The organism is Streptomyces sp. MMG1533, from assembly GCF_001279775.1.
GTDB lineage: Bacteria > Actinomycetota > Actinomycetes > Streptomycetales > Streptomycetaceae > Streptomyces.
In genome coordinates this window covers 280,293-301,114 of record NZ_LGDG01000213.1, presented here as the reverse complement: position 1 = coordinate 301,114, position 20,822 = coordinate 280,293, and the positions used below count along the sequence as shown (strand labels likewise).

Genomic DNA, 20,822 nt, shown 5'->3' with positions numbered 1-20,822 from the left:
TCATGTTTCAGGTCACACCCGGGCAATTCGCCCCCGGGCCGGCCGACGGCGGTGCGTGCGCCGACGATCCTGCGCAGGCACGCACGGCATGGAGATTCAGCCGCTCAGCGACTGCTCGATGATCTTGTTGGCGCGGGGGCCGCCTTGCGCCTCAACCCGCATGCGCTCCGCCTCGGCCTCCGCCTTGGCCGTGAGCGCCGCCTCGGTGGCCCGCTCATTGGCCTGCTCCTGCCGGATCTTCTTGTCGATCTGGTCCTGCAGCTTGTCCGGCGGCTCTTCTTCGACACCTCACGGGGAACGTTTCCGCAGTTCAGAGGCGCGCACAGGTGGGCCGGGTGGGACTCGAACCCACGGTCGGCGGATTATGAGCCCGCAAGAAAGGTCAAGCGAACCTTTCGCTCAGAATTATCCCTATTCGTGTCGACCAGGCACACCGACTGCCAAGTCCCCAGTTCCAGGCGGCCGTTCAGCACGGGCAGCGTCGCGTGGGGAGGGACGACCGCGGGCAGGACGTGGTCGCGGCCGTGGCCGGGGCTGCCGTGGCGGTGCTGCCAGCGGTCGTCGGCGGGGAGGAGGGTGTGCAGGGCGGCGAGGAGGTCGTCGTCGCTGCCGGCGCCCGTCTCAATGATCGCGATGCCGGCAGTTGCGTGGGGCACAAAAACGTTCAGCAGGCCGTCGCGGCCTGCTGCCGCCTCCCGCAGGAAGGCCTCGCAGTCACGGGTGAGGTCGGCGATCCGCTCCGCGGAGCCGGTGGCCACGTTCAGGACTCGAGTGGTGAAGACGTCTGGCATGACTCCCATCCTGACCCACACGACGCGATTCACACACGAGTGTTCGCCCGCCCTCTGATATCGGCGGTCCACTCCGCGAGACGCCATTGACCGTGGCCATGCCATCTGGCTACTTTCGGCCGCATGTTGCGTTCAGCCCTGCTCACCACGCGCGGTCACATCGACCTGCTGCGGGTGGCCTCCGCCGCGTGTCGCCGCGGCTGCTGACGCCCTTTCTCCCCTCGCCGCCTCGGCCGCCCTTCACCCGCGCTTCGCCGCACCCAGCGTTCTGACGCTCCGGTGAGGTCGCGGCGCTGACGCGCACCCTCCTCCCCCGGACGCCCGCCTCCCGTGGAGCACTCATGAGCATCAGCCATGCCCCGCCCGGCTCTCCCAAATACGATATTTCCCCTCAATCGGATTCCTCCGCCTCCCCTCCGGACCTCGATCTCGAGCCTCTCGTCCCCAGCTCCTCCCGCCGCACCCGCGTCCCCCGCTGGCTGCGCCGCACCACCGGACCGCTCCTGCTGCTGGCGTTGTGGCAACTCCTCAGCAGTACGGGCGTGTTGACCGCCGACGTGCTCGCCGCGCCGGGGCGGATCGCAGAGGTCGCCAGGCATCTGGTCGCCGACGGGTCACTCACCTCCGCGATGGGCACCTCGCTGCAGCGGGTGGCCGCCGGTCTGCTGCTCGGCACCGTCGTCGGTACCGGACTCGCCCTGGTCTCGGGCCTGTTCCGGATCGGCGAGGACCTCGTGGACGCCCCGGTGCAGATGCTGCGGACCGTGCCCTTCGTGGGCCTGATCCCGCTGTTCATCATCTGGTTCGGCATCGGCGAGGCACCGAAGGTCGCGATCATCACGCTGGGCGTGACGTTCCCGCTCTACCTCAACGTGTACGCCGGCATCCGCGGCGTCGACGCCCAGTTGATCGAGGCCGGTGAGTCCCTCGGCCTGTCGCGGTGGGGGCTCGTGCGGCACGTCGTCCTGCCGGGCGCTCTGCCGGGCGCCATGACCGGCCTGCGGTACTCCCTCGGCATCGCCTGGCTCGCGCTCGTCTTCGCCGAACAGGTCAACGCTGATTCCGGCATCGGCTTCCTGATGGTCCAGGCACGCGACTTCCTGCGCACCGACGTGATCGTGGTCTGCCTGATCGTCTACGCCTTCCTCGGCCTGCTGGCCGACTTCATCGTCCGCTCCCTCGAAAGGCTGCTGCTGCAATGGCGACCGACGTTCACCGGCCGGTAGGCACACCCACGGCCGTACGGGTCGAGGGACTGACCCGCTCCTTCGACGGCCGCCCCGTCATCGACGACCTCCGACTGGACCTGCGGCAGGGTGAGTTCGTCGCCCTGATCGGCCGCAGCGGCTGCGGCAAGTCCACCCTCCTGCGCATCCTCGCCGGCCTCGACCGCGACATCGAGGGCACCGTCCTCGTGCCCCGCCGCAAGGCCGTCGCCTTCCAGGCGCCGCGCCTGATGCCGTGGAAGAAGGTGTGGCGCAACGTGCTGCTCGGTCTGCCCGGCAGGCCGGAGCGCGCTGTCGCCGAGCAGGCCCTCACCGAGGTCGGTCTGAGCCACCGCTCCGACGCCTGGCCCAAGACCCTCTCCGGCGGCGAGGCCCAACGCGCCTCGCTGGCACGGGCGTTGGTGCGCGAGCCCGATCTGCTGCTGCTCGACGAGCCGTTCGGAGCGCTCGACGCGCTCACCCGCATCAAGGCCCAGCGGCTGGTGGGCGAGCTGTGGCAGCGCCGCGGATGTGCCGTGCTGCTCGTCACGCACGACGTCGAGGAGGCGGTCCTGCTCGCCGACCGAGTCCTGGTCATGGACGACGGAGTCATCGCGCACGAGCAGGAGATCGACCTCGAGCGCCCGCGCGACATCACCGACCCGCGGTTCGCCGAACTGCGCGCCGGCCTCCTGGAACGCCTGGGCGTCGACAGCGCCGCCGAAGCCGCCTGAACTCCCGCGCCATCCCCACCATCCCCCCACGCACACCCGCCGTCCTCAGTCACATTCAGTCACATTCAGTCACTCAGAACGGATCCACCATGCGACGTCGCCTCGCCCCCGCCGCACTGCTCCTCCCCCTCGCCCTGCTGCTCTCCGCCTGCGGCGGGAACTCGGCCGCCTCGACGGGGAGCGACACCGACGGCAAGGGCTCCCTCACGCTCAACGTCGGTGACCAGAAGGGCGGTTCGGAGGCGATCCTGCGTGCCGCGGGCGAGCTCGAGAACCTCGACTACAAGATCAAGTGGTCCACGTTCACCTCCGGTCCGCCACTGCTCGAAGCCGTCAACGCGAAGGCCGTCGACATCGGCGGCGTCGGCAACACGCCGCCGGTGTTCGCGGCCGGCGCCGGTTCGAAGATCAAGGTCGTGTCCGCGTGGCACGGCACCTCCAAGGGCGACGCCATCCTCGTACCGAAGGATTCCGAACTGGCGAAGCCTCAGGACCTCAAGGGCAGGTCGGTCGCCGTGGCGCAGGGCTCCTCCGCGCACTACCAGCTGGTCGCCTCCCTCGAGGCGGCCGGGCTGAGCCTCGGCGACGTCAAGGTCAAGTACCTCCAGCCGGCCGACGCGCTGGCCGCGTTCACGTCCGGGAAGGTCGACGCATGGGCGGTCTGGGACCCGTACACCTCGCAGATCCTCCAGGGCGGGCAGGGCCGCATCCTGACGACCGGCGAGGGTGTGACGAACGGACTGACCTTCCAGGTGGCGGCGCCGAGCGCGCTCGGGGACAAGAAGAAGGCCGCCGCGATCAAGGACTATCTGGACCGGCTGCGGCGTGCGACGGCCTGGGTCCACGACCATCAGGAGGAGTGGGCGAAGGTCTGGGCGAAGGACACCGGGCTGCCGTACGAGGTGGCGCTGGCCTCGGTGCAGCGGACCAACTCGACGCGGATCTCCGTCGCCGTCGACAAGCCGCTCGTCGCCTCGGAGCAGGAGATCGCCGACGCGTTCACCGAGCTGAAGCTCATTCCGCACAAGGTCGACTTCGCCGGCTTCGTGGACACACGGTTCAACGGCGGCCTGCCGCCGTCCACCACTGCGGCCCGGGCCTCCAGCGGCTCGTGAACGAATGACCGGCCCCGCGGGAAGATCCACAGCCACCTCGCTGTTAGTAGAACCGTGAACAACATTCGCGAGGTCGATGTGGTCGTCATCGGCGCCGGTCAGGCCGGACTGGCCGCCGCCTTCCATCTGCGGCGCACCGGTTTCGAGCCGGACCGCGACTTCGTGGTGCTGGACCACTCCCCCGGGCCCGGCGGCGCCTGGCAGTTCCGGTGGCCGTCGCTGACGTACGGCAGGGTGCACGGGATGCACGCGCTGCCCGGCATGGAACTCACGGACGCCGATCCGGCCCGCCCGTCCTCCGCCGTCGTCAGCGAGTACTTCGACGCCTACGAGCAGGCTTTCGACCTGCGCGTACGGCGGCCCGTCGACGTACGTGCCGTGCGTGAGGACGCCGGCGGGCGGCTGCTCGTGGAGACCTCGGCGGGGAACTGGTCGACGCGGGCGCTGATCAACGCGACCGGGACCTGGGACCGGCCGTTCTGGCCGCGTTATCCGGGCCAGGAGACCTTCCGGGGAAGGCAGTTGCACACCGCGCAGTACCCCGGGCCCGAGGAGTTCGCCGGGCAGCGGGTCGTCGTGGTGGGCGGAGGCGCGTCCGGCACCCAGCATCTGCTGGAGATCGCTCGGCACGCGGCCGCCACCACGTGGGTCACCCGGCGGCCGCCCGTCTTCCGCGAGGGTCCCTTCGACGAGGACGCGGGCCGGGCGGCGGTGGCGCTCGTCGAGGAGCGAGTGCGGCAGGGGCTGGCGCCGAGGAGTGTCGTCTCGGTGACCGGGCTGCCGCTCAACGACGCGGTCCGGCAGGGCATCGCGGACGGGGTCCTGGACCGGCTCCCGATGTTCGACCGGATCACACCCGACGGTGTGGAGTGGAACGACGGGCGGCGCGTGGAGGCCGACGTCATCCTGTGGGCGACCGGCTTCCGGGCCGCCATCGACCATCTGGCGCCGCTGAAGCTGCGCGAGCCCGGCGGCGGAATCCGCGTCGAGGGCACACGTGCCCTCGCGGACCGGCGGATCCACCTTGTCGGCTACGGCCCGTCGGCGAGCACCATCGGCGCCAACCGGGCGGGCCGTGCCGCCGTACGCGACATCAGGCGACTGCTGGCGGAGGAACCGGTCGCCGCGTGACGGCCCCCGCGGTCAGCGGGTGGCCTTCAGGCTCGCCTTCTGGCGGGCGTTGAACTCCGCGACGTTGCGCTGGTGCTGCGCGTAGTCGGCGGTGAAGCGGGTGTCGCCGGGCTTGACCGTGACGAAGTACAGCCAGTCGCCCGGGGTCGGGCTGATGGCGGCGCGCATCGCGTCCTCGCCCGGATTGCCGATGGGAGTCGGCGGCAGGCCCATGCGCTGGTAAGAGTTGTAGGGGCTCTCGATGCGCGTGTCGGCGGCGCTGGTCTTCAGCGTGGAGCGGTTCAGCGCGTAGTTGAGGGTGGAGTCCATCTGCAACGGCATGCCCCGCTCCAGCCGGTTGAAGACGACCCGGGCCACCTTCCCCATGTCCGCCTTGGTGGCCGCCTCGGCCTGGACGATGCTCGCGATGGTGACCGCCTGGTAGACGTTCATGGCGTTGCGCTGCGCGCCCGCCGCGATGGGGGCACCGTTGAACTTCTTGTTCGCGGTGTCGACCATGAACGACAGCATCCGCTCCGCAGTCGCCTTCTCCTGGAGCGGGTACGTCGCCGGGAAGAGGTACCCCTCCGGGTTGCCCTCCGCGTCGTTCGGCAGCTTCAGGTTGGCCTTGGCCAGGGATTTCTTGGCAGATCCGGCGGGCAGGGAGAGGGCTTTGTCGAGAGCCTCGTAGACCTGGCCGGCCCGCCAGCCCTCCGGGATGACCAGTGTCTTGGGCTTGGTCTCCCCGTCGCCGCCCAGGCTCAGCAGCGGCACCGCCACGGCGGTGCCGGCCACGACGGCCCCGGTCGCGATGAGGGCGACACGGCCCCGGCGCGTCAGTCGAATCGTGCTCCGTGGCGGAGTGTTCGTGTGCATGCGGGCACAGTAACCCGTTAAAGCATACAAACCCGGCATATCGTCATCTTGTCGGCTCCAGTCGGGCGTCCCGACGGACCAGCGCCGCATACCGCCCGCCCTGCTCCAACAGCTCCTCGTGCGTGCCCCGTTCGGCGACGCTCCCGGCGTCCAGGACCACGATCTGGTCGGCACCCCGAATGGTGGACAGCCGGTGCGCGATGGTGAGCGTGGTGCGGTTGGCGGAGAGCGCGTCGATGGCCTCCTGGACCGCGTGTTCGGTGCGGGTGTCCAGGGCGCTGGTCGCCTCGTCGAGGATCAGGACCGGCGGGTCGCGCAGGATCGTGCGGGCAATGGCCAGCCGCTGCTTCTCGCCGCCGGAGAAACGGTGGCCTCGCTCACCGACGACCGTGTCGTAGCCGTCGGGCAGGGACGCGATGTGGTCGTGGATCTGGGCCGCCTTCGCCGCCTGCCGGATCTCCTCGTCGGTGGCGTCCGGCTTGGCGAAGCGCAGGTTCTCCGCGACCGTGGCGTGGAAGAGGTACGTCTCCTGCGAGACGACCCCGACCGCCCGCGCGAGGGTGTCGAAGTCGAGGTCGCGGACGTCGACCCCGTCGAGGGTGAGGCGGCCGCCCGTCACGTCGTAGAGCCGCGGCACGAGATAGCCGAGGGTGGACTTGCCCGCGCCGGTAGGTCCGACGACGGCGAGGCTGCCGCCCGCGGGGACGGTGACGTCGATGCCGTCGAGGACGGGGCCGCTCTTCTCGTCGTACCGGAACTCGACGTTCTCGAAGCGGATCTCGCCCTTGACGGAGTCGAGACGGACCGGCTGCTCGCGCTCGGTGATGTCTATCGGCAGGTCGAGATACTCGAAGATGCGCTGGAAGAGCGCGAGCGAGGTCTGGATCTGGACACCGGTCGACAGCAGACTGACGGCCGGGCGGAACAGGCCCTGCTGGAGCGAGACGAAGGCGACGATGGTGCCGATGGAGATCTCGGTGCCGCCGGTCTGGAGCGCGAGGCCCGCGGTCCAGTAGATGACTGCGGGCATGGCCGCCATCACGATCGAGATGACGGCCATGCGCCAGCGGCCGGCCATGTTCGACCGGACTTCGAGGTCGACCAGCTGCTCGGACTCGTCGGAGAAGGACCTGGTGAGCGAGTCGGAACGGCCCATCGTGCGGCCGAGCAGGATCCCGCTGACCGACAGCGACTCGGTGACGGTCGCGGCCATCGCGGCCATCTGCTTCTGGCGCTGGGTGGTGATCTTCTTGCGCTCGTTGCCGACCCGGCGGCTGATCCACACGAAGACCGGCAGCAGAAGCAGGGAGACGACGGTCAGGCGCCAGTCGAGGGCGATCATCGCGACGATCGTGGCGACCACGCTGGTCAGGTTGGAGACCAGGGAGGTGGCGGTCGAGGTGACGGTGGCCTGCATGCCGCCGATGTCGTTGGCGATGCGGGACTGGACCTCGCCGGTGCGCGTGCGCGTGAAGAAGGCGAGGGACATGCGCTGCAGGCGGCCGTAGACGGCGGTGCGCAGGTCGTGCATGACGCGCTGGCCGACCGTGGTGGAGATCAGGGTCTGCAGTACGCCGAAGACGCTGGTGAGGACGGCGCTGAGGACCATGCCGAGCGCGAGCAGGCTCAGCAGGCCGGTGCGGCCCTCGGGGATGGCGACGTCCAGCGTCTCCTTCAGCAGGAACGGGGTCGCCACGGTGACCAGCGACGAGGCGCCGACCAGCAGGCCGACGACCGCGAGCCGGCCGCGATAGGGCTTGAAGAGCTTGAGGATGCGGCGCACCTGCCGGGGTTCGTCGGTCGAGGTGCCGGGAGAAGGGGTCCACTTGATGTCGTCGCGGGGCATGGCTCCTACGGAGGGTGAGGTGGTGAAGACTGACGGAGCTTAGCTCATTGTTACCTATGCTCACAATGAACATGGTCCTGATATTGTTCCCGTATGACCACCCCCGATCCCGACGGCCTGCTCGCCGAGCAGCTGCTGCGGCTCACCCGTCGCTTGCACCGGATCCAGAAGCACCACCTGGAGCGGCGCGGACTCGGCGTCACCCCGGCCCAGTCCCGGCTGCTGCGCACCCTCGCGCACTGCGACTCGCCGCCCCGCATGGCCGACCTCGCCGAACGGCTGGAGGTGGTGCCCCGCGCCGTGACGACGCTTGTCGACGGGCTGGAGGCGAGCAGCAAAGTGCGGCGGGTCCCCGACCCGACCAACCGCCGGGTGATCCGCATCGAGCTCACCGACGACGGGCACAAGGCACTGCGCGAGCTACGAGGTGCGCGCCGGGCCGCCGCGGAGGAGATCCTGGCACCACTGACGAGCGACCAGCGCGAGGTGCTGGGCGGGCTGTTGGACACGCTGGTGGACGGCATGCCGGAGCGCGGTCGGGGCTGCTGAGAAACGGGTCGCGGTCGGGGCTGCTGAGAAACGGGTCGCGGCCGGGCTGCCGAGAAACGGGTCGCGGCCGCCGCTCCGTACTGCTGGAGCGGCGGCCGCGACCTATGGGTGCAGCTGTCGTCAACCGGCCTCGGGGGCCGGCTCCTTGGACGACTGGGCGGGTACGGCAGAAAGGTGCTCCCCGTCCTCGGCGACGACCGTCGGCTCACCCTCGGCGACTGCCGTCGGCTCACCCTCGTCGCCGTCCGCCGCCGGCGCGATCTCGCCGTCCAGGACCTTCTTCGCCTTGTCGGCGTCCAGCGCACCCTCCCAGCGGGAGACGGCGAAGACGGCGACGCAGTTGCCGAGCAGATTCGTCACGACGCGCATCGAGTCCATGATCCGGTCCACGCCGAGCAGCAGGGCGACGGCGCCCGCGGGGATGGCGCCCAGCGAGGAGGCGGTCGCGGACAGGGCGAGGAAGGCCGAACCGGGGATGCCCGCCATGCCCTTGCTGGTGAGCATCAGCACGAGGACCACGGTGATCTGCTGGCTCAGGCTCAGGTCCACGCCGACGGCCTGGGCGATGAACAGCGTGCCGATGGACAGGTAGAGCGAGGCGCCGTCGAGGTTGAAGGAGTACCCCGTCGGCAGCACCAGGCCGACCGCGTCGTCGCGGGCACCGGCCTTGCGCAGCTTCTGCATCACGCGCGGCATGACGGACTCGGTGGAGGCGGTGCCGAGCGCGAGGAGTATCTCCTCGCGGATGTAGCGGACGAACTTCCAGAGGCTGAGCCCGGTGACCGCCTTGAGGGCGACGGCGAGCAGCACGATGAAAAGCGCGGCGGCCACGTAGCACAGGATGATCAGCTTGGCGTACGTCTCGATCACACCGAGCCCGTACTGGCCGATCAGGACGGCCATCGCACCGAACACCGCGATCGGGGCGAGCCGCATGATGAAGCCGACCACCGCGAAGATGATCTCCTGTGCCTGCTCGATGGCGGGCAGGACCTGCGGCACCTTGGTGTGCCCGAGGTGGAGCAGCGCGGCGCCCACCAGGCAGGCCAGGATGAGCACTTGCAGCAGCGAGTTCTCGGCGAAGGCGCCGATGAAACTGGTGGGAATCGCGTTCACGATGAACTCGGTCGTCGAGGGCAGCGAACCGCCGCCCGTCTTCGCGTCGACCGCCGAGGTGTCGAGCGTGGACGGGTCGACGTGCATCCCCGAGCCGGGCTGGACGACATTGGCGGCGACGAGACCGATGAGCAGGGCAAGCGTGCTCGCGACCTCGAACCAGATCAGGGCCTTGAGCCCGATCCGGCCGAACGCCTTCAGGTCACCGGCCTTGGCGATGCCGACGACGACCACGCAGAACACCAGCGGCGAGATGATCGTCTTGATGAGCCGGGTGAAACCGTCGCCGAGCGGCTGGAGATCCGTGGCCACGTCGGGCCACAGCTTTCCGACGACGATTCCGAGCACCAGCGCGCAGGCGACCTGCGCGAAGAGAGAGGTACGCAATATGCGTGCGACGCGTCGCGGCAGGGACGGGACGGACGGCGGCACGGGCACTCCTTGGGGGGACGGTGGTACACAGAAGCCGGGGACGGAACTTCTGCGATGCGGAAAGCTGTTTCCGTGTCGACCACTCTGGAGGGGCCGTTGATCGCCTACAAGACCGCCGCGTTGCAGCCGTGTAAATCACGCCACTTGTGACCCATCGCACACAACTCCCTTCAGCAGCCGCTGCGATCCTCGGTGAGCACACCCTGGACGGTGGTCAGGGAGCGGTCGTGGCAGCCGCTCGAACCCCGGACGCGGTAGCGCTCGCCGGTGGTTCCGACCGCGTGCCGCTGGTCGCGCGGCACGTTCACGGTGTACGTCGCGTCGCCCGCGTAGGCGTCGTCGAGCCGCGACCAGGCGATGCGCCGGCCACCCAGCGACTCCGTGACCGCGGCCCGGTCACCGAGGGTCAGCACGGTGCGCAGCCGGTCGGCCGCGCCGAGCGTGGTGGTGCCGTCCATCGTGTACGTCCGCCGCGTGCGCGTCGTACGGGCCGGCCCGCCTCCGTCGACGGTGACCGACTCGTCGTCCGTCCATGTGGCGTCCAGCGCGTCCATGGTCTCGCCGTCGGTCCAGCGGTGCGTGGAGGTGTTCGCCAGGGAGCGGCTGACGGTGGTCGTCACCCGGCCGTGCGAGGTGTCGACGTACCCGGCGACGGTCAGCCGGTGGTCACCCTCGGTGTCCACCCGGTGTTCCGAACCGGGTTCATAGGTCGAGGAGTTGGCGAGGTCACCGACCTTGTGCGCGGTGAGCCGGCCGGTGACGTGCGCGCTCTTCGCGTCCTGCCAGACGAGGACGTTCACCGGGGTGCTCCAGCCGCTCTGCCCCTCGGGCACGCCGACGACGGAGACCTCGACGCGGTGCGGTCGGCCGTCGTTGAGGAGGCCGGCGAAGGGCGTCAGGTCGTATTCGATCGGCTTGATGTCGAAGGCGCGCGGTCCCGGAACGACGTACCAGAGGAAGGGGTTGGACCAGCCCCCGGTCCACACGGTCGGGAACGGGGCGGCGATGCCCGCGAGTTGCCCGTCGACCTTGATCTGGACCTCGCGGTAGGGGCCGCCGGCGGCATGGCAGGAGTACGGGGCGTCGTCGGGGACCGTCAGGTACCAGTACTCTTCACAGCCGCCGCCGGAGCCGGTGGCGTACACCTCGGCGAGGATGCGTTCGCTGTTGCGCGGGGTGGTGAGGGTGGATCGGTCGTCGAGGGTCAGGACCCGATCGGGCGCGGCGGCCGGCCTGCCCGCGTAGAACGTCAGGGTGACCTTGACGTCGATGATTCCGGTGTACGTGTCGTCGACGACGTTCCCGATGAGCATCTCGACGTCCTGGCTGCCGCGGAGGGTTTTGCTGTAGCGCGTCACGTCCTTCTCGACGGACCACTCGATGCCGTCGGGCGAGGGCTGGGGCGTGGACGTGCGGAAGATCTCGACTCCGCCCACATGGAGATAGCCGAGCCGGTCGAACTGCCGCCCCTTGACCTTGCCGTCCATGCGCAGCACGACCTTGCTCCAGCTGTCGCCGCAGCCGTCCGGCGGTGTGTACGTGCCCTTGTAGGGCGTGAAGTCTCGGAACTGGGCCTCGGCCACGGTGACTTGGCAGGACTTGCCGGAGGGCCTGGTGACGGGTGGCGCTGCCGTGATGGGGTCGTGCCAGTCGCTGCCGAACTCGGCCGGGACTTCGGCCAACTGGGCAGGGTCGCCGGCGGATTGGGCGGGGACCTCGGCGGACTGGGCGGGGACCTCCGCGGACTGGGCGGGTACCGCTCCGAGGAGGGTGCTCGCCAGGAGGGTCGCTCCTGCGAGCATGGACATGATGATCCGTCTCTTCATGGCCGGTGTTCTACGGCGAGTTGGGGGTGCCCCGCAATGACGCCTCCCTCATGACCGCCGACAGGACTAGGCCTTCAGGTCGGCCCTGTCCCCCATCACCACCACGGGATGCCGATTCGGGTCGAGCGTGCGCAGCAGGTACCGCATCGCCGGCTTGGACAGGCTGACGCAGGCCGACGTACCGCTGCCGTGGTCCATGTGCAGCCAGATCCCGCCACCCTTGGAGGCACCCTCGGGACGGGTCGGGTCGTTGGGCGGTGTGCCCTTGACGCGGTTGTAGTCGATGGCGATCACGTAGTCGAAGTCGTGCCAGTAGGGCTTCGCCCACCAGCGCGGGGCCGCGAAGGCCGCGGACCGCGTGTACGGAAGCCCGGCGCCGGGATCCTGGAGCACGCCGCCCGCGTCGCTGAGCGTGAACACACCGACGGGGCTGCGCTTGTCGCCCTCGTGGTGGTCGGTGGTCCAGCCCTTCTTGCCGTTGTGCGCCGGCCAGCTGCGGGTGCGGACCCAGGACGAGCCGTCCTTGGTGTACAGCACGACCGTGGCGGTCGCGGAGTTCTTGCCGTCGCCGTAGACCGCCACGACCTGGCGGGATTCGGCGGGGATGCGCCGCTGCAGCCGGTCGCCGACATCGGGGACACGGGTCGGGTCGGCGGGGGCGGAGCGGGCAGGGACGGCCTTGTCGGCGGATCCCGCGTCCCCACCGCGGCCGTGTTCGGCGCCGCACGCGGACGTGGCCGTCAGCAGCAACCCACCGGCCGCCCACACCACCGCTCGCTGCACACCGCTGCCATTCCGCATCGCTCCATGGTCGCACCATCGCCGGTAGCCGGTTCTGTGCGCCGGAGGAGAAAACCTGTTGCCCCCGACCACGTTGCGACGCGAACCTTTCACGGTTTGCTACCGCCGTTCGCGGAACCCTCCCCCCTGACACGAGCCACTGGGACGTCATGCAGATTCAAGACCTTCCGTATCCCGACCCGGGTGTGCCCGACGCGCGGTCGGGTCCCCGATTCCTGTGGTGGCTCTTCCGGAATCAGCTGGGAGGCCAACTCAAGTCACTGGCATGGGGACTGCTGCACTTCATGTCCGTCTCCGCACTGCCGTTCTGTGTCGGTCTCGCCGTCCAGGCCGTCGTCGACCGCTCCGGTCGGCGGCTCGCCCTCGCGGGCGGGCTGCTGGCACTGTGCTGCGCCGGGCAGGCGATCGGCGACACCTTCCTGCACCGCACCGCCGTCACCAACTGGATCACGGCGGCCGCCCGAGTCCAGCAGCTGCTGGCCCACAAGGCCTCCCAGCTGGGCTCGGCGCTGACCCGGCGCGTGGCGGCCGGCGAGGTCGTGGCCGTCTCCACGGGTGACGTCGAGAAGATCGGCTGGTTCGTCGAGGCCTGGTCGCGGTTCACCGCGGCGGCGGTGACCGTCGTGCTGGTCTGCGTCGGCCTGGTCGTCTACCAGCCTGCACTCGGCGTGGTCGTCGCCGCGGGCCTGCCGGTGCTGGCGCTGGCGGTGCTGCCGCTGCTGCCCCGGGCGACCCGGCGTGCCGACTTCCAGCGCGAGAAGGCCGGACGGGCCACCGAACTCGCCTCGGACACCGTCGCCGGTCTGCGCGTGCTGCGCGGCATCGGCGGCGAGGAACTCTTCCTCGACCGCTACCGCCGCGCCTCCCAGGAGGTCCGCCACGCGGCCGTGCGCAGCGCCCGGATGTGGTCCCTGATCTCCGCGATCCAGGTACTGCTGCCGGGGCTGCTGATGGTCGCGGTCGTCTGGTACGGCGTCCATCTGGCCCGGCAGGGCCGCATCGGCGTCGGCGAACTGGTCGCCGTGTACAGCTCGGTGATGGTCCTCACCTATCCGCTGCGGCACTTCGAGGAGATCGCCATGGCGTACTCCTTCTCGCGCCCGTCGGCCAAACGGGCCGCGCGCGTGCTGTCGCTGGAGCGGGCGACCGACACCGTCGGGTCGCGCGCCGCCGAGGCGCCCTCCGGCGACCTGTACGATCCGTCGACCGGTCTGCTCGCCCCCTCCGGCCGGCTCACCGCGGTGGTCTGCGGCGACCCGGACGCGGCGGGGCGCCTCGCGGAACGGCTGGGCGGACACCCCTCGGAGGAGGGCACGTCCGTACTGCTGGACGGGGTGCCGCTGGACGAGCTCCCGCTCGACTCCGCGCGAACGGCCGTCCTCGTCCAGGACAAGGACCCCGTGCTGCTGTCCGGTTCGCTGCGCGAACTGCTCGACGTGCCCGCGTCGGGTGGCGTGGGTGCCGCGGAGGCACTGGCGGCCGCGCAGTGCGGGGACGTCCTGACCGCCCTGGTCCAGGGGTCGCTCGACGCCGAGGATCCGATGGACGCCCGCATCACCGAACGCGGACGCTCCCTGTCCGGCGGCCAGCGCCAGCGGCTCGCCCTGGCCCGGTCGCTGCTCACCGACCCGGAGGTGCTCGTCCTGGACGAGCCGACCTCCGCCGTCGACTCGCACACCGAGGCACGGATCGCGGAGGGCGTGCGGGAGTTGCGCGCAGGGCGCACGACCGTGGTGTTCACCTCCTCTCCCCTGCTTCTGGACCGCGCGGACCGGGTCGTCCTGGTGCACGAGGGCGAGGTCACGGCGGTCGGCGTACACCGCCAACTCGTCCGCAAGGAACCCCGGTACCGGGCGGTCGTGACCCGCGAGACCGACGAAGAGGCCGCCCTGAACGGCGTACTCGACGAACTCGACGAACTGCAAGAAATCGAGGAGACAGCATGATCGGCGTGGCGCCACCGGCGTACGATCCGGCGGCCCCGACGACGGCGAACACCCTGCCCGTCGGCGCCTCCGCGACCGTACGCGCCTACGTGGCCGAACTGTTCAGCCGGCACCGCCGGGCCTTCGTCCTCCTCATCACGGTCAACACGGTCTCCGTGCTTGCCTCGATGGTCGGCCCGTGGCTGCTGGGCGGGCTCGTGGAGCGGCTGTCTGACGGCGCACGGGAACTCCATCTGGGGCTCACCGCCACGCTGTTCGTGGTTGCCCTCGGCATCCAGGCCGTGTTCGTGCGCGAGGTCAGGCTGCGCGGGGCGATGCTCGGCGAGCGGATGCTGGCCGACCTGCGCGAGGACTTCCTCGTGCGGTCGGTCGGACTGCCGCCGGGTGTCCTGGAGCGGGCCGGGACGGGCGACCTGCTGTCCCGGATCACGACCGACATCGACCGGCTCGGCAACGCGATGCGCGAGGCTGTGCCGCAGCTGGCGATCGGCGTGGTGTGGACGGCCCTGCTGCTGGGCGGGCTGGTTATCACGGCACCGCCGCTGGCGGCCGCCGTGCTGCTCGCCCTTCCGCTGCTGGTCGTCGGCTGCCGCTGGTACTTCCGGCGGGCGCCGTCCGCCTACCGTTCGGAGTCCGCCGGGTACGCCGCCGTGGCAGCCGCGCTCACCGAGACCGTGGACGCCGGGCGCACCGTCGAGGCCCACCGGCTCGCCCGCCGCCGTATCGAACTGTCGGAGCGCCGGATCAAGGAGTGGACGGCCTGGGAGCGCTACACACTGTGGCTGCGGTCGGTGCTCTTCCCGGTCATCAACGTCACGCATGTGACCGTGCTCGGCTCGGTCCTCATGATCGGCGGTGTGTTCGTCCTGCGGGGCTGGATCGATGTCGGTCAGCTGACGACGGGGGCGCTGATCGCGCAGATGCTCGTCGACCCGGTGAACCTGATCCTGCGCTGGTTCGACGAGCTCCAGGTCGCCGAGGTGTCGCTGGCCCGTCTGGTCGGTGTGCGGGACATCGAGACGGAGGCCGGCGAGGCCGCGCTGGCTCCCGACGGACGTGACGTGCATGCGGACCGGGTGCACTTCGGCTACCTCGAGGGCGTCGACGTACTGCGCAAGGTGTCCCTCGAGGTCGCGCCCGGCACCAGGCTGGCGCTGGTCGGCCCTTCGGGCGCCGGCAAGTCCACACTGGGCAGGCTGCTGGCCGGCATCTACGCGCCCCGGGAGGGCCGCATCACCCTGGGCGGTGCCGAACTGTCCCGGATGCCCGCGGAACGGGTCCGCGAGCATGTGGCCCTCGTCAACCAGGAGCACCACGTCTTCGTGGGGTCCCTGCGCGACAACCTCCTGCTCGCGCGTACCAGCGCCGCCGACGCCGAGCTGTGGGCGGCGCTCGGTGCGGTCGACGCCGACGGCTGGGCGCGTGCGCTCGACGACGGCCTGGACACCGAGGTCGGCTCGGGCGGCCTGGCGCTCACCCCGGCCCAGGCACAGCAGATCGCGCTGGCCCGCCTGGTGCTGGCCGACCCGCACACGCTGGTCCTGGACGAGGCGACCTCCCTTCTCGACCCGCGTGCGGCCCGCCACCTGGAGCGCTCCCTCGCCCGCGTCCTCGACGGCCGCACGGTGGTCGCCATCGCGCACCGCCTGCACACCGCCCACGACGCGGACGTCATCGCCGTCGTCGAGAACGGCCGCATCAGCGAGCTGGGCAGCCACGACGAGCTGGTCACCGCGGATGGTGCGTACGCGTCCCTGTGGCGGTCCTGGCACGGGTGAGCGGGGGCTCGCCAGGGGCCACGGGGTCTGCCGGGGCCGCGCCGTGAAGCCACGACGGGTCCTCGCTGGGCAGCCACGACGGGTCCGCGCTGGGCAGCCGCGGCGGGTCCCGGTGGGCGGACGCGGCGGGTCCCCGCTGGGCGGCTGCGGTGCGGGCGGCCGGACGGGGACGCCCCCGTGCGGGATGTGCGAGGGCCGGTCGGGAGTGAGCGGTCCGCGAGCCGCTGTGTCCGTGGCGTTGCGCGGTCCCGAAAAGGGGTGGAAGGCTGGAAAGCGGCACCGGCTCGGGGAACGCCCGGGGTGCATGCGGTTCGCCGACGCGCGCCGTGTGTGACCCAGGCGCCCGGGGTCGGCCGCCGACCGCGGGGAGGACGCGCCCGCCCTCATCACCTGGAGGTACCCGTGAACAGCGCCGACGGATGGGGCGACGACGTCTACCAGCCCGACGGATCCGAGATCCAGGACGACGCGGGGCTGCTGGACGCGGAGGACACCCTGGACAACGACGGTGTCGGCGACCCCCTCGACCGTGGCTGGTCCCCTCCGGAGCGGCCCTGGGCGGTGGAGCACAGCGGCGTGACGGCCGCCGAGCGCCGGCGGGGCGAGACGCTGGACCAGCGGCTCGCCGAGGAGCTGCCCGATCTCGCCACCCGCGAGGGCGACGGCATCGGCGACTGCGAGGGCACCGACGGGGAACTCCTGGACAACGAGGTCGGCTCCGTGCGCTCCGGTCGACTCGTGGCACCCGACGAGGGGGCTCACGAGGACGAGGAGAGCGCACTGGTCGCCACGGACGTGGGCATCGACGGTGCGGCAGCCTCCGCCGAGGAGGCCGCGATGCACATCGTCGACGAGGACACCCTGTCCGGCTGATCCCGCCGTCCCCGCGCCCTCGGGCGCCACACCGACGCCGCACAAGGAGCATCCATGCAGCAGGACAAGCACCCCGACTACCACGAGGTCGTCTTCCGTGACCGCGCAGCCGGCTACGCCTTCCTGACCCGGTCCACCGCGAGCAGCGACCAGACCATCGAGTGGGACGACGGCAAGACGTACCCGGTGGTGGATGTGGAGATCTCCTCGGAGAGCCACCCCTTCTACACCGGCAAGGCACGAACGGTGGACACGGAAGGGCGTATCGCCCAGTTCGAACGGCGCTACGGCGGCGGGGCCGGCTGAGACCACCCCGGTCAGAGCTCCGGCAGGCGCGCGGCGGCCCGAATCGGGCCCGGCGCTCAGATGAAGTTGAGCGCCGCCGCGCAGCCCACTCCCCCGAGCAGCATGAACGCCGGCATCAGCACCTTGAGCTCGACCCAGCTGCCGGCCCGGAACCGCATGACCTTCGGCGGGCCGATCGGGTACCAGCGCTTGCGGCCCACCGGGATCGGCCACAGGATCGGGCAGCCGGAGACGGTCAGCGCGTCCCCGATGTCGTGCACCAGCGCGCCCAGCACGATCGGCAGCCCCAGCCACAGATACTCCTGGCCCGGCGCCGTGAACAGCCAGTCCGAGCCGTTGCCCGACTTGTCCAGGACGCCGGCGAGGATCCACGAGCTGGTCGCGGCCAGCAGCCAGACCAGGACGTCGGCGCTGGAGCCGCGCGTCGCCCGCCACAGCAGGCCCTCGATGGCCAGCACCATGTGCACGAACAGGATCGCCAGCACCGCCCAGCGTCCGCCGGTGATCGCCGCCACCGAGGCGCCCGCACCGATCAGGGCGGCCCACAGCCAGGTGTGCGTGAGCGTGCGGTGCCCGCCGGAGCGGCGCGGGTCGCCCTGCTTCTTCGTGGCCTTGTAGACGGCGTAGGAGAGCTTGTCGACGATCTCGCACAGCCCGCGGGAGATCGGTCCGAAGGCGCGCGAGATGGTGGCGGCCTTGTGGTCGAGGTCGGGGGCGAGTGCTGCCCCGGCGCAGATCAGGGCTCCGACCAGGAGGACCGGCCAGGGCATGGTGTGCCCCGTCGCGGCGGCCGCCGCGCCGACGCCGAGCCAGGCCGCGGCCCCCGACAGTGAGTGTGCTGGTCCCATCATCGCCGCTGTCCGCCCCATTCATCGTGTGCCGCTGTCCAGTTGACCGGGTGCGCTGACACTCCGTCGGCGTCACAGCGTAGCGTTCGCGATCTTCGTACCCGCATCCGATTCCCCTATAGGGGAGGAGGGCAGGCAAGATGGGTGGGTGACCCTCATCGATCAGCTGCCGCCGACCGCCGACCCCGACGCCCTCTACGACGCCTTCGAGTCGTGGGCCCAGGAGCGCGGTCTCACGCTCTACCCGCACCAGGAGGAGGCGCTGATCGAAGCGGTCTCGGGTGCCAACGTGATCGTGTCGACGCCCACCGGCTCCGGCAAGAGCATGATCGCGGCGGGCGCCCACTTCGCCGCGCTGGCGCGTGACGAGGTCACCTTCTACACGGCTCCGATCAAGGCACTCGTCTCGGAGAAGTTCTTCGAGCTGTGCAAGATCTTCGGCACCGAGAACGTCGGCATGCTGACCGGCGACGCGTCCGTCAATTCCGACGCCCCCGTCATCTGCTGCACGGCCGAGGTGCTCGCCTCGATCGCCCTGCGCGACGGCAAGCACGCGGACGTCGGCCAGGTCGTCATGGACGAGTTCCACTTCTACGCGGAGGCGGACCGCGGCTGGGCCTGGCAGATCCCGATCCTGGAGCTGCCGCAGGCGCAGTTCATCCTGATGTCGGCCACCCTCGGCGACGTCTCGATGTTCGAGAAGGACCTCACCCGTCGCACCGGCAAGCCGACATCGGTGGTCCGCTCGGCCACCCGCCCGGTGCCGCTCTCCTACGACTACCGGCTCACCCCGCTCACGGAGACGCTGACGGAGCTGCTGGAGACCAGGCAGGCGCCGGTCTACATCGTGCACTTCACCCAGGCGCAGGCCGTGGAGCGGGCTCAGGCGCTGATGAGCATCAACATGTGCACGCGGGAGGAGAAGGACCGGATCGCCGAGCTGATCGGCAACTTCCGCTTCACGACCAAGTTCGGCCGCAACCTCTCGCGTTACGTGCGCCACGGCATCGGCGTCCACCACGCCGGCATGCTGCCCAAGTACCGCCGTCTGGTGGAGAAGCTCGCGCAGGCCGGTCTGCTGAAGGTCATCTGTGGCACGGACACGCTGGGTGTGGGCGTCAACGTCCCCATCCGCACGGTGCTGTTCACGGCGCTGGCCAAGTACGACGGTACTCGCGTGCGCACGCTGCGCGCCCGTGAGTTCCACCAGATCGCGGGTCGCGCCGGGCGGGCGGGCTTCGACACGGCGGGCTACGTCGTCGCGCAGGCTCCCGAGCACGTGGTGGAGAACGAGAAGGCGCTCGCCAAGGCGGGTGACGACCCGAAGAAGCGCCGGAAGGTCGTCCGCAAGAAGGCGCCCGAGGGGTTCGTCGGGTGGACGGACAGCACCTTCGAGAAGCTGATCGCCTCCGACCCGGAGCCGCTGACATCCCGTTTCCGGGTGACGCACACCATGCTCCTGTCGGTGATCGCCCGGCCCGGCAACGCCTTCGAGGCGATGCGGCACCTCCTGGAGGACAACCACGAGCCGCGCAAGCAGCAGCTCAGGCACATCCGCCGCGCCATCGCCATCTACCGCTCGCTCCTGGACGGCGGCATCGTCGAGAAGCTCGACGAGCCGGACGCCGAAGGCCGCATCGTCCGCCTCACCGTGGACCTGCAGCAGGACTTCGCGCTCAACCAGCCGCTGTCCACCTTCGCGCTCGCCGCGTTCGAGCTCCTCGACCCCGAGTCGCCGTCCTACGCCCTGGACATGGTCTCCGTCGTCGAGTCCACGCTCGACGACCCGCGGCAGATCCTCGCCGCCCAGCAGAACAAGGCTCGCGGCGAGGCCGTGGCCGCGATGAAGGCGGACGGCGTCGAGTACGAGGATCGTATGGAGCGCCTCCAGGACGTCACGTACCCGAAGCCCCTGGAGGAGTTGCTCTTCCACGCGTACGACACGTACCGCAAGAGCCATCCCTGGGTGGGCGACCATCCGCTGTCCCCGAAGTCCGTCATCCGTGACATGTACGAACGGGCGATGTCCTTCACGGAGTTGGTGTCCCACTACGAGCTGGCCCGCACCGAGGGCATCGTGCTGCGCTACCTGGCGAGCGCCTACAAGGCCCTGGACCACACAGTCCCGGACGACCTCAAGTCCGAGGACCTTCAGGACCTGATCGAGTGGCTCGGCGAGATGGTGCGCCAGGTGGACTCCAGCCTGCTGGACGAGTGGGAGCAGCTCGCCAACCCGGAGGAGATGACCGCCGAGGAGGCCCAGGAGAAGGCCGACCAGGTCAAGCCGGTCACCGCCAACGCCCGCGCCTTCCGTGTCCTCGTCCGCAACGCCATGTTCCGCCGCGTCGAGCTGGCCGCCCTCGACCACGTGGCGGAGCTGGGCGAGATGGACGCCGAGGCCGGCTGGGACGCCGACGCCTGGGGCGAGGCCATGGACAAGTACTGGGACGAGTACGACGACCTCGGCACCGGCCCCGACGCCCGCGGCCCCAAACTGCTGGTGATCGAGGAGGAGCCGAAGAACGGCCTGTGGCGCGTCCGTCAGATCTTCGACGATCCGAACGACGATCATGACTGGGGCATCAGCGCGGAGATCGACCTCGCGGCCTCCGACGCGGAGGGCCGTGCGATCGTCCGCGTCACCGACGTCGGCCAGCTGTGAGTACAGGA

General features: G+C 70.4%; 17 protein-coding genes, 1 tRNA gene and 1 pseudogene. 11 read left to right on the top strand and 8 right to left on the bottom strand.

Annotated features, from left to right (window positions below; genetic code table 11):
• Nucleotides 1–327: 327 nt before the first annotated feature.
• Nucleotides 328–449, bottom strand: a tRNA-Ser gene (locus ADK57_RS50010).
• Nucleotides 441–791, bottom strand: a pseudogene (locus tag ADK57_RS52515) (YjbQ family protein); the annotation flags it as partial. The gene ADK57_RS50010 and the pseudogene ADK57_RS52515, both read right to left, overlap by 9 nt.
• A gap of 123 nt (nt 792–914) precedes the next feature.
• On the opposite strand from ADK57_RS52515, the gene ADK57_RS52510 reads away from it, so the two are divergent.
• The 5 genes from ADK57_RS52510 to ADK57_RS22185 all read left to right on the top strand — a co-directional run bounded on the left by ADK57_RS52510 (nt 915) and on the right by ADK57_RS22185 (nt 4,976).
• Nucleotides 915–998, top strand: a complete 84-nt coding sequence (locus ADK57_RS52510; RefSeq protein WP_349817350.1) for a putative leader peptide — start codon at nt 915–917, stop codon at nt 996–998.
• Between the two features lie 134 nt (nt 999–1,132).
• On the top strand, nt 1,133–2,017 hold the full coding sequence (locus ADK57_RS22200) for an ABC transporter permease (RefSeq protein ID WP_053751248.1): 885 nt from the start codon (nt 1,133–1,135) through the stop codon (nt 2,015–2,017).
• Nucleotides 1,990–2,730, top strand: a complete 741-nt coding sequence (locus tag ADK57_RS22195; RefSeq protein WP_053751247.1) for an ABC transporter ATP-binding protein — start codon at nt 1,990–1,992, stop codon at nt 2,728–2,730. Before ADK57_RS22200 ends, ADK57_RS22195 begins: the two co-directional genes overlap by 28 nt.
• An 89-nt stretch (nt 2,731–2,819) precedes the next feature.
• On the top strand, nt 2,820–3,845 hold the full coding sequence (locus tag ADK57_RS22190; protein ID WP_053751246.1) for an ABC transporter substrate-binding protein: 1,026 nt from the start codon (nt 2,820–2,822) through the stop codon (nt 3,843–3,845).
• Nucleotides 3,846–3,899: 54 nt separating this feature from the next.
• Nucleotides 3,900–4,976: an NAD(P)-binding domain-containing protein gene (locus ADK57_RS22185; RefSeq protein ID WP_053751245.1), complete on the top strand. Its 1,077-nt coding sequence runs from the start codon at nt 3,900–3,902 to the stop codon at nt 4,974–4,976.
• A 12-nt stretch (nt 4,977–4,988) separates the two neighbouring features.
• Here the strand turns inward: ADK57_RS22185 and mltG are convergent, their stop codons facing one another.
• Both mltG and ADK57_RS22175 read right to left on the bottom strand, forming a co-directional pair.
• Nucleotides 4,989–5,831 (bottom strand): endolytic transglycosylase MltG, encoded by an 843-nt coding sequence (mltG, locus tag ADK57_RS22180; RefSeq protein ID WP_053751244.1) that lies wholly within the window; start codon nt 5,829–5,831, stop codon nt 4,989–4,991.
• 43 nt (nt 5,832–5,874) lie between these two features.
• A complete protein-coding gene (locus ADK57_RS22175) occupies nt 5,875–7,677 on the bottom strand; it encodes an ABC transporter ATP-binding protein (RefSeq protein ID WP_053751243.1) in 1,803 nt (600 codons plus the stop codon).
• 93 nt (nt 7,678–7,770) lie between these two features.
• On the opposite strand from ADK57_RS22175, the gene ADK57_RS22170 reads away from it, so the two are divergent.
• Complete coding sequence (locus ADK57_RS22170) at nt 7,771–8,226, top strand: MarR family winged helix-turn-helix transcriptional regulator (protein WP_053751242.1); 456 nt, start codon at nt 7,771–7,773, stop codon at nt 8,224–8,226.
• A 120-nt stretch (nt 8,227–8,346) separates the two neighbouring features.
• On the opposite strand, the gene ADK57_RS22165 is transcribed toward ADK57_RS22170, so the two are convergent.
• The 3 genes from ADK57_RS22165 to ADK57_RS22155 form a co-directional block, all read right to left on the bottom strand.
• Entirely contained in the window at nt 8,347–9,774 is a 1,428-nt protein-coding gene (locus ADK57_RS22165; protein WP_053751241.1) for a cation:dicarboxylate symporter family transporter, read from the bottom strand.
• A 170-nt stretch (nt 9,775–9,944) separates the two neighbouring features.
• Nucleotides 9,945–11,600 (bottom strand): peptide-N4-asparagine amidase, encoded by a 1,656-nt coding sequence (locus ADK57_RS22160; protein ID WP_053751240.1) that lies wholly within the window; start codon nt 11,598–11,600, stop codon nt 9,945–9,947.
• A 66-nt stretch (nt 11,601–11,666) separates the two neighbouring features.
• Complete coding sequence (locus ADK57_RS22155) at nt 11,667–12,401, bottom strand: L,D-transpeptidase family protein (protein ID WP_053751239.1); 735 nt, start codon at nt 12,399–12,401, stop codon at nt 11,667–11,669.
• Between the two features lie 149 nt (nt 12,402–12,550).
• Between ADK57_RS22155 and ADK57_RS22150 the strand changes: the two genes are divergently transcribed.
• The 4 genes from ADK57_RS22150 to ADK57_RS22135 all read left to right on the top strand — a co-directional run bounded on the left by ADK57_RS22150 (nt 12,551) and on the right by ADK57_RS22135 (nt 17,304).
• Entirely contained in the window at nt 12,551–14,347 is a 1,797-nt protein-coding gene (locus ADK57_RS22150) for an ABC transporter transmembrane domain-containing protein (protein WP_053751238.1), read from the top strand.
• Nucleotides 14,344–16,125: an ABC transporter ATP-binding protein gene (locus ADK57_RS22145; RefSeq protein ID WP_053751237.1), complete on the top strand. Its 1,782-nt coding sequence runs from the start codon at nt 14,344–14,346 to the stop codon at nt 16,123–16,125. The genes ADK57_RS22150 and ADK57_RS22145 overlap by 4 nt, the downstream gene beginning before the upstream one ends.
• Nucleotides 16,126–16,527: 402 nt before the next feature.
• Nucleotides 16,528–16,998, top strand: a complete 471-nt coding sequence (locus tag ADK57_RS22140; RefSeq protein WP_053751236.1) for a DUF5709 domain-containing protein — start codon at nt 16,528–16,530, stop codon at nt 16,996–16,998.
• Nucleotides 16,999–17,052: 54 nt separating this feature from the next.
• On the top strand, nt 17,053–17,304 hold the full coding sequence (locus ADK57_RS22135; RefSeq protein WP_053751235.1) for a type B 50S ribosomal protein L31: 252 nt from the start codon (nt 17,053–17,055) through the stop codon (nt 17,302–17,304).
• A gap of 56 nt (nt 17,305–17,360) precedes the next feature.
• Here the strand turns inward: ADK57_RS22135 and ADK57_RS22130 are convergent, their stop codons facing one another.
• Nucleotides 17,361–18,155 (bottom strand): metal-dependent hydrolase, encoded by a 795-nt coding sequence (locus tag ADK57_RS22130; protein WP_053751234.1) that lies wholly within the window; start codon nt 18,153–18,155, stop codon nt 17,361–17,363.
• A gap of 145 nt (nt 18,156–18,300) precedes the next feature.
• Between ADK57_RS22130 and ADK57_RS22125 the strand changes: the two genes are divergently transcribed.
• Nucleotides 18,301–20,814 carry a DEAD/DEAH box helicase gene (locus ADK57_RS22125; protein ID WP_053751233.1) on the top strand — a complete coding sequence of 838 codons (2,514 nt, stop codon included), beginning with the start codon at nt 18,301–18,303 and terminating at the stop codon, nt 20,812–20,814.
• Nucleotides 20,815–20,822 lie beyond the last annotated feature (8 nt).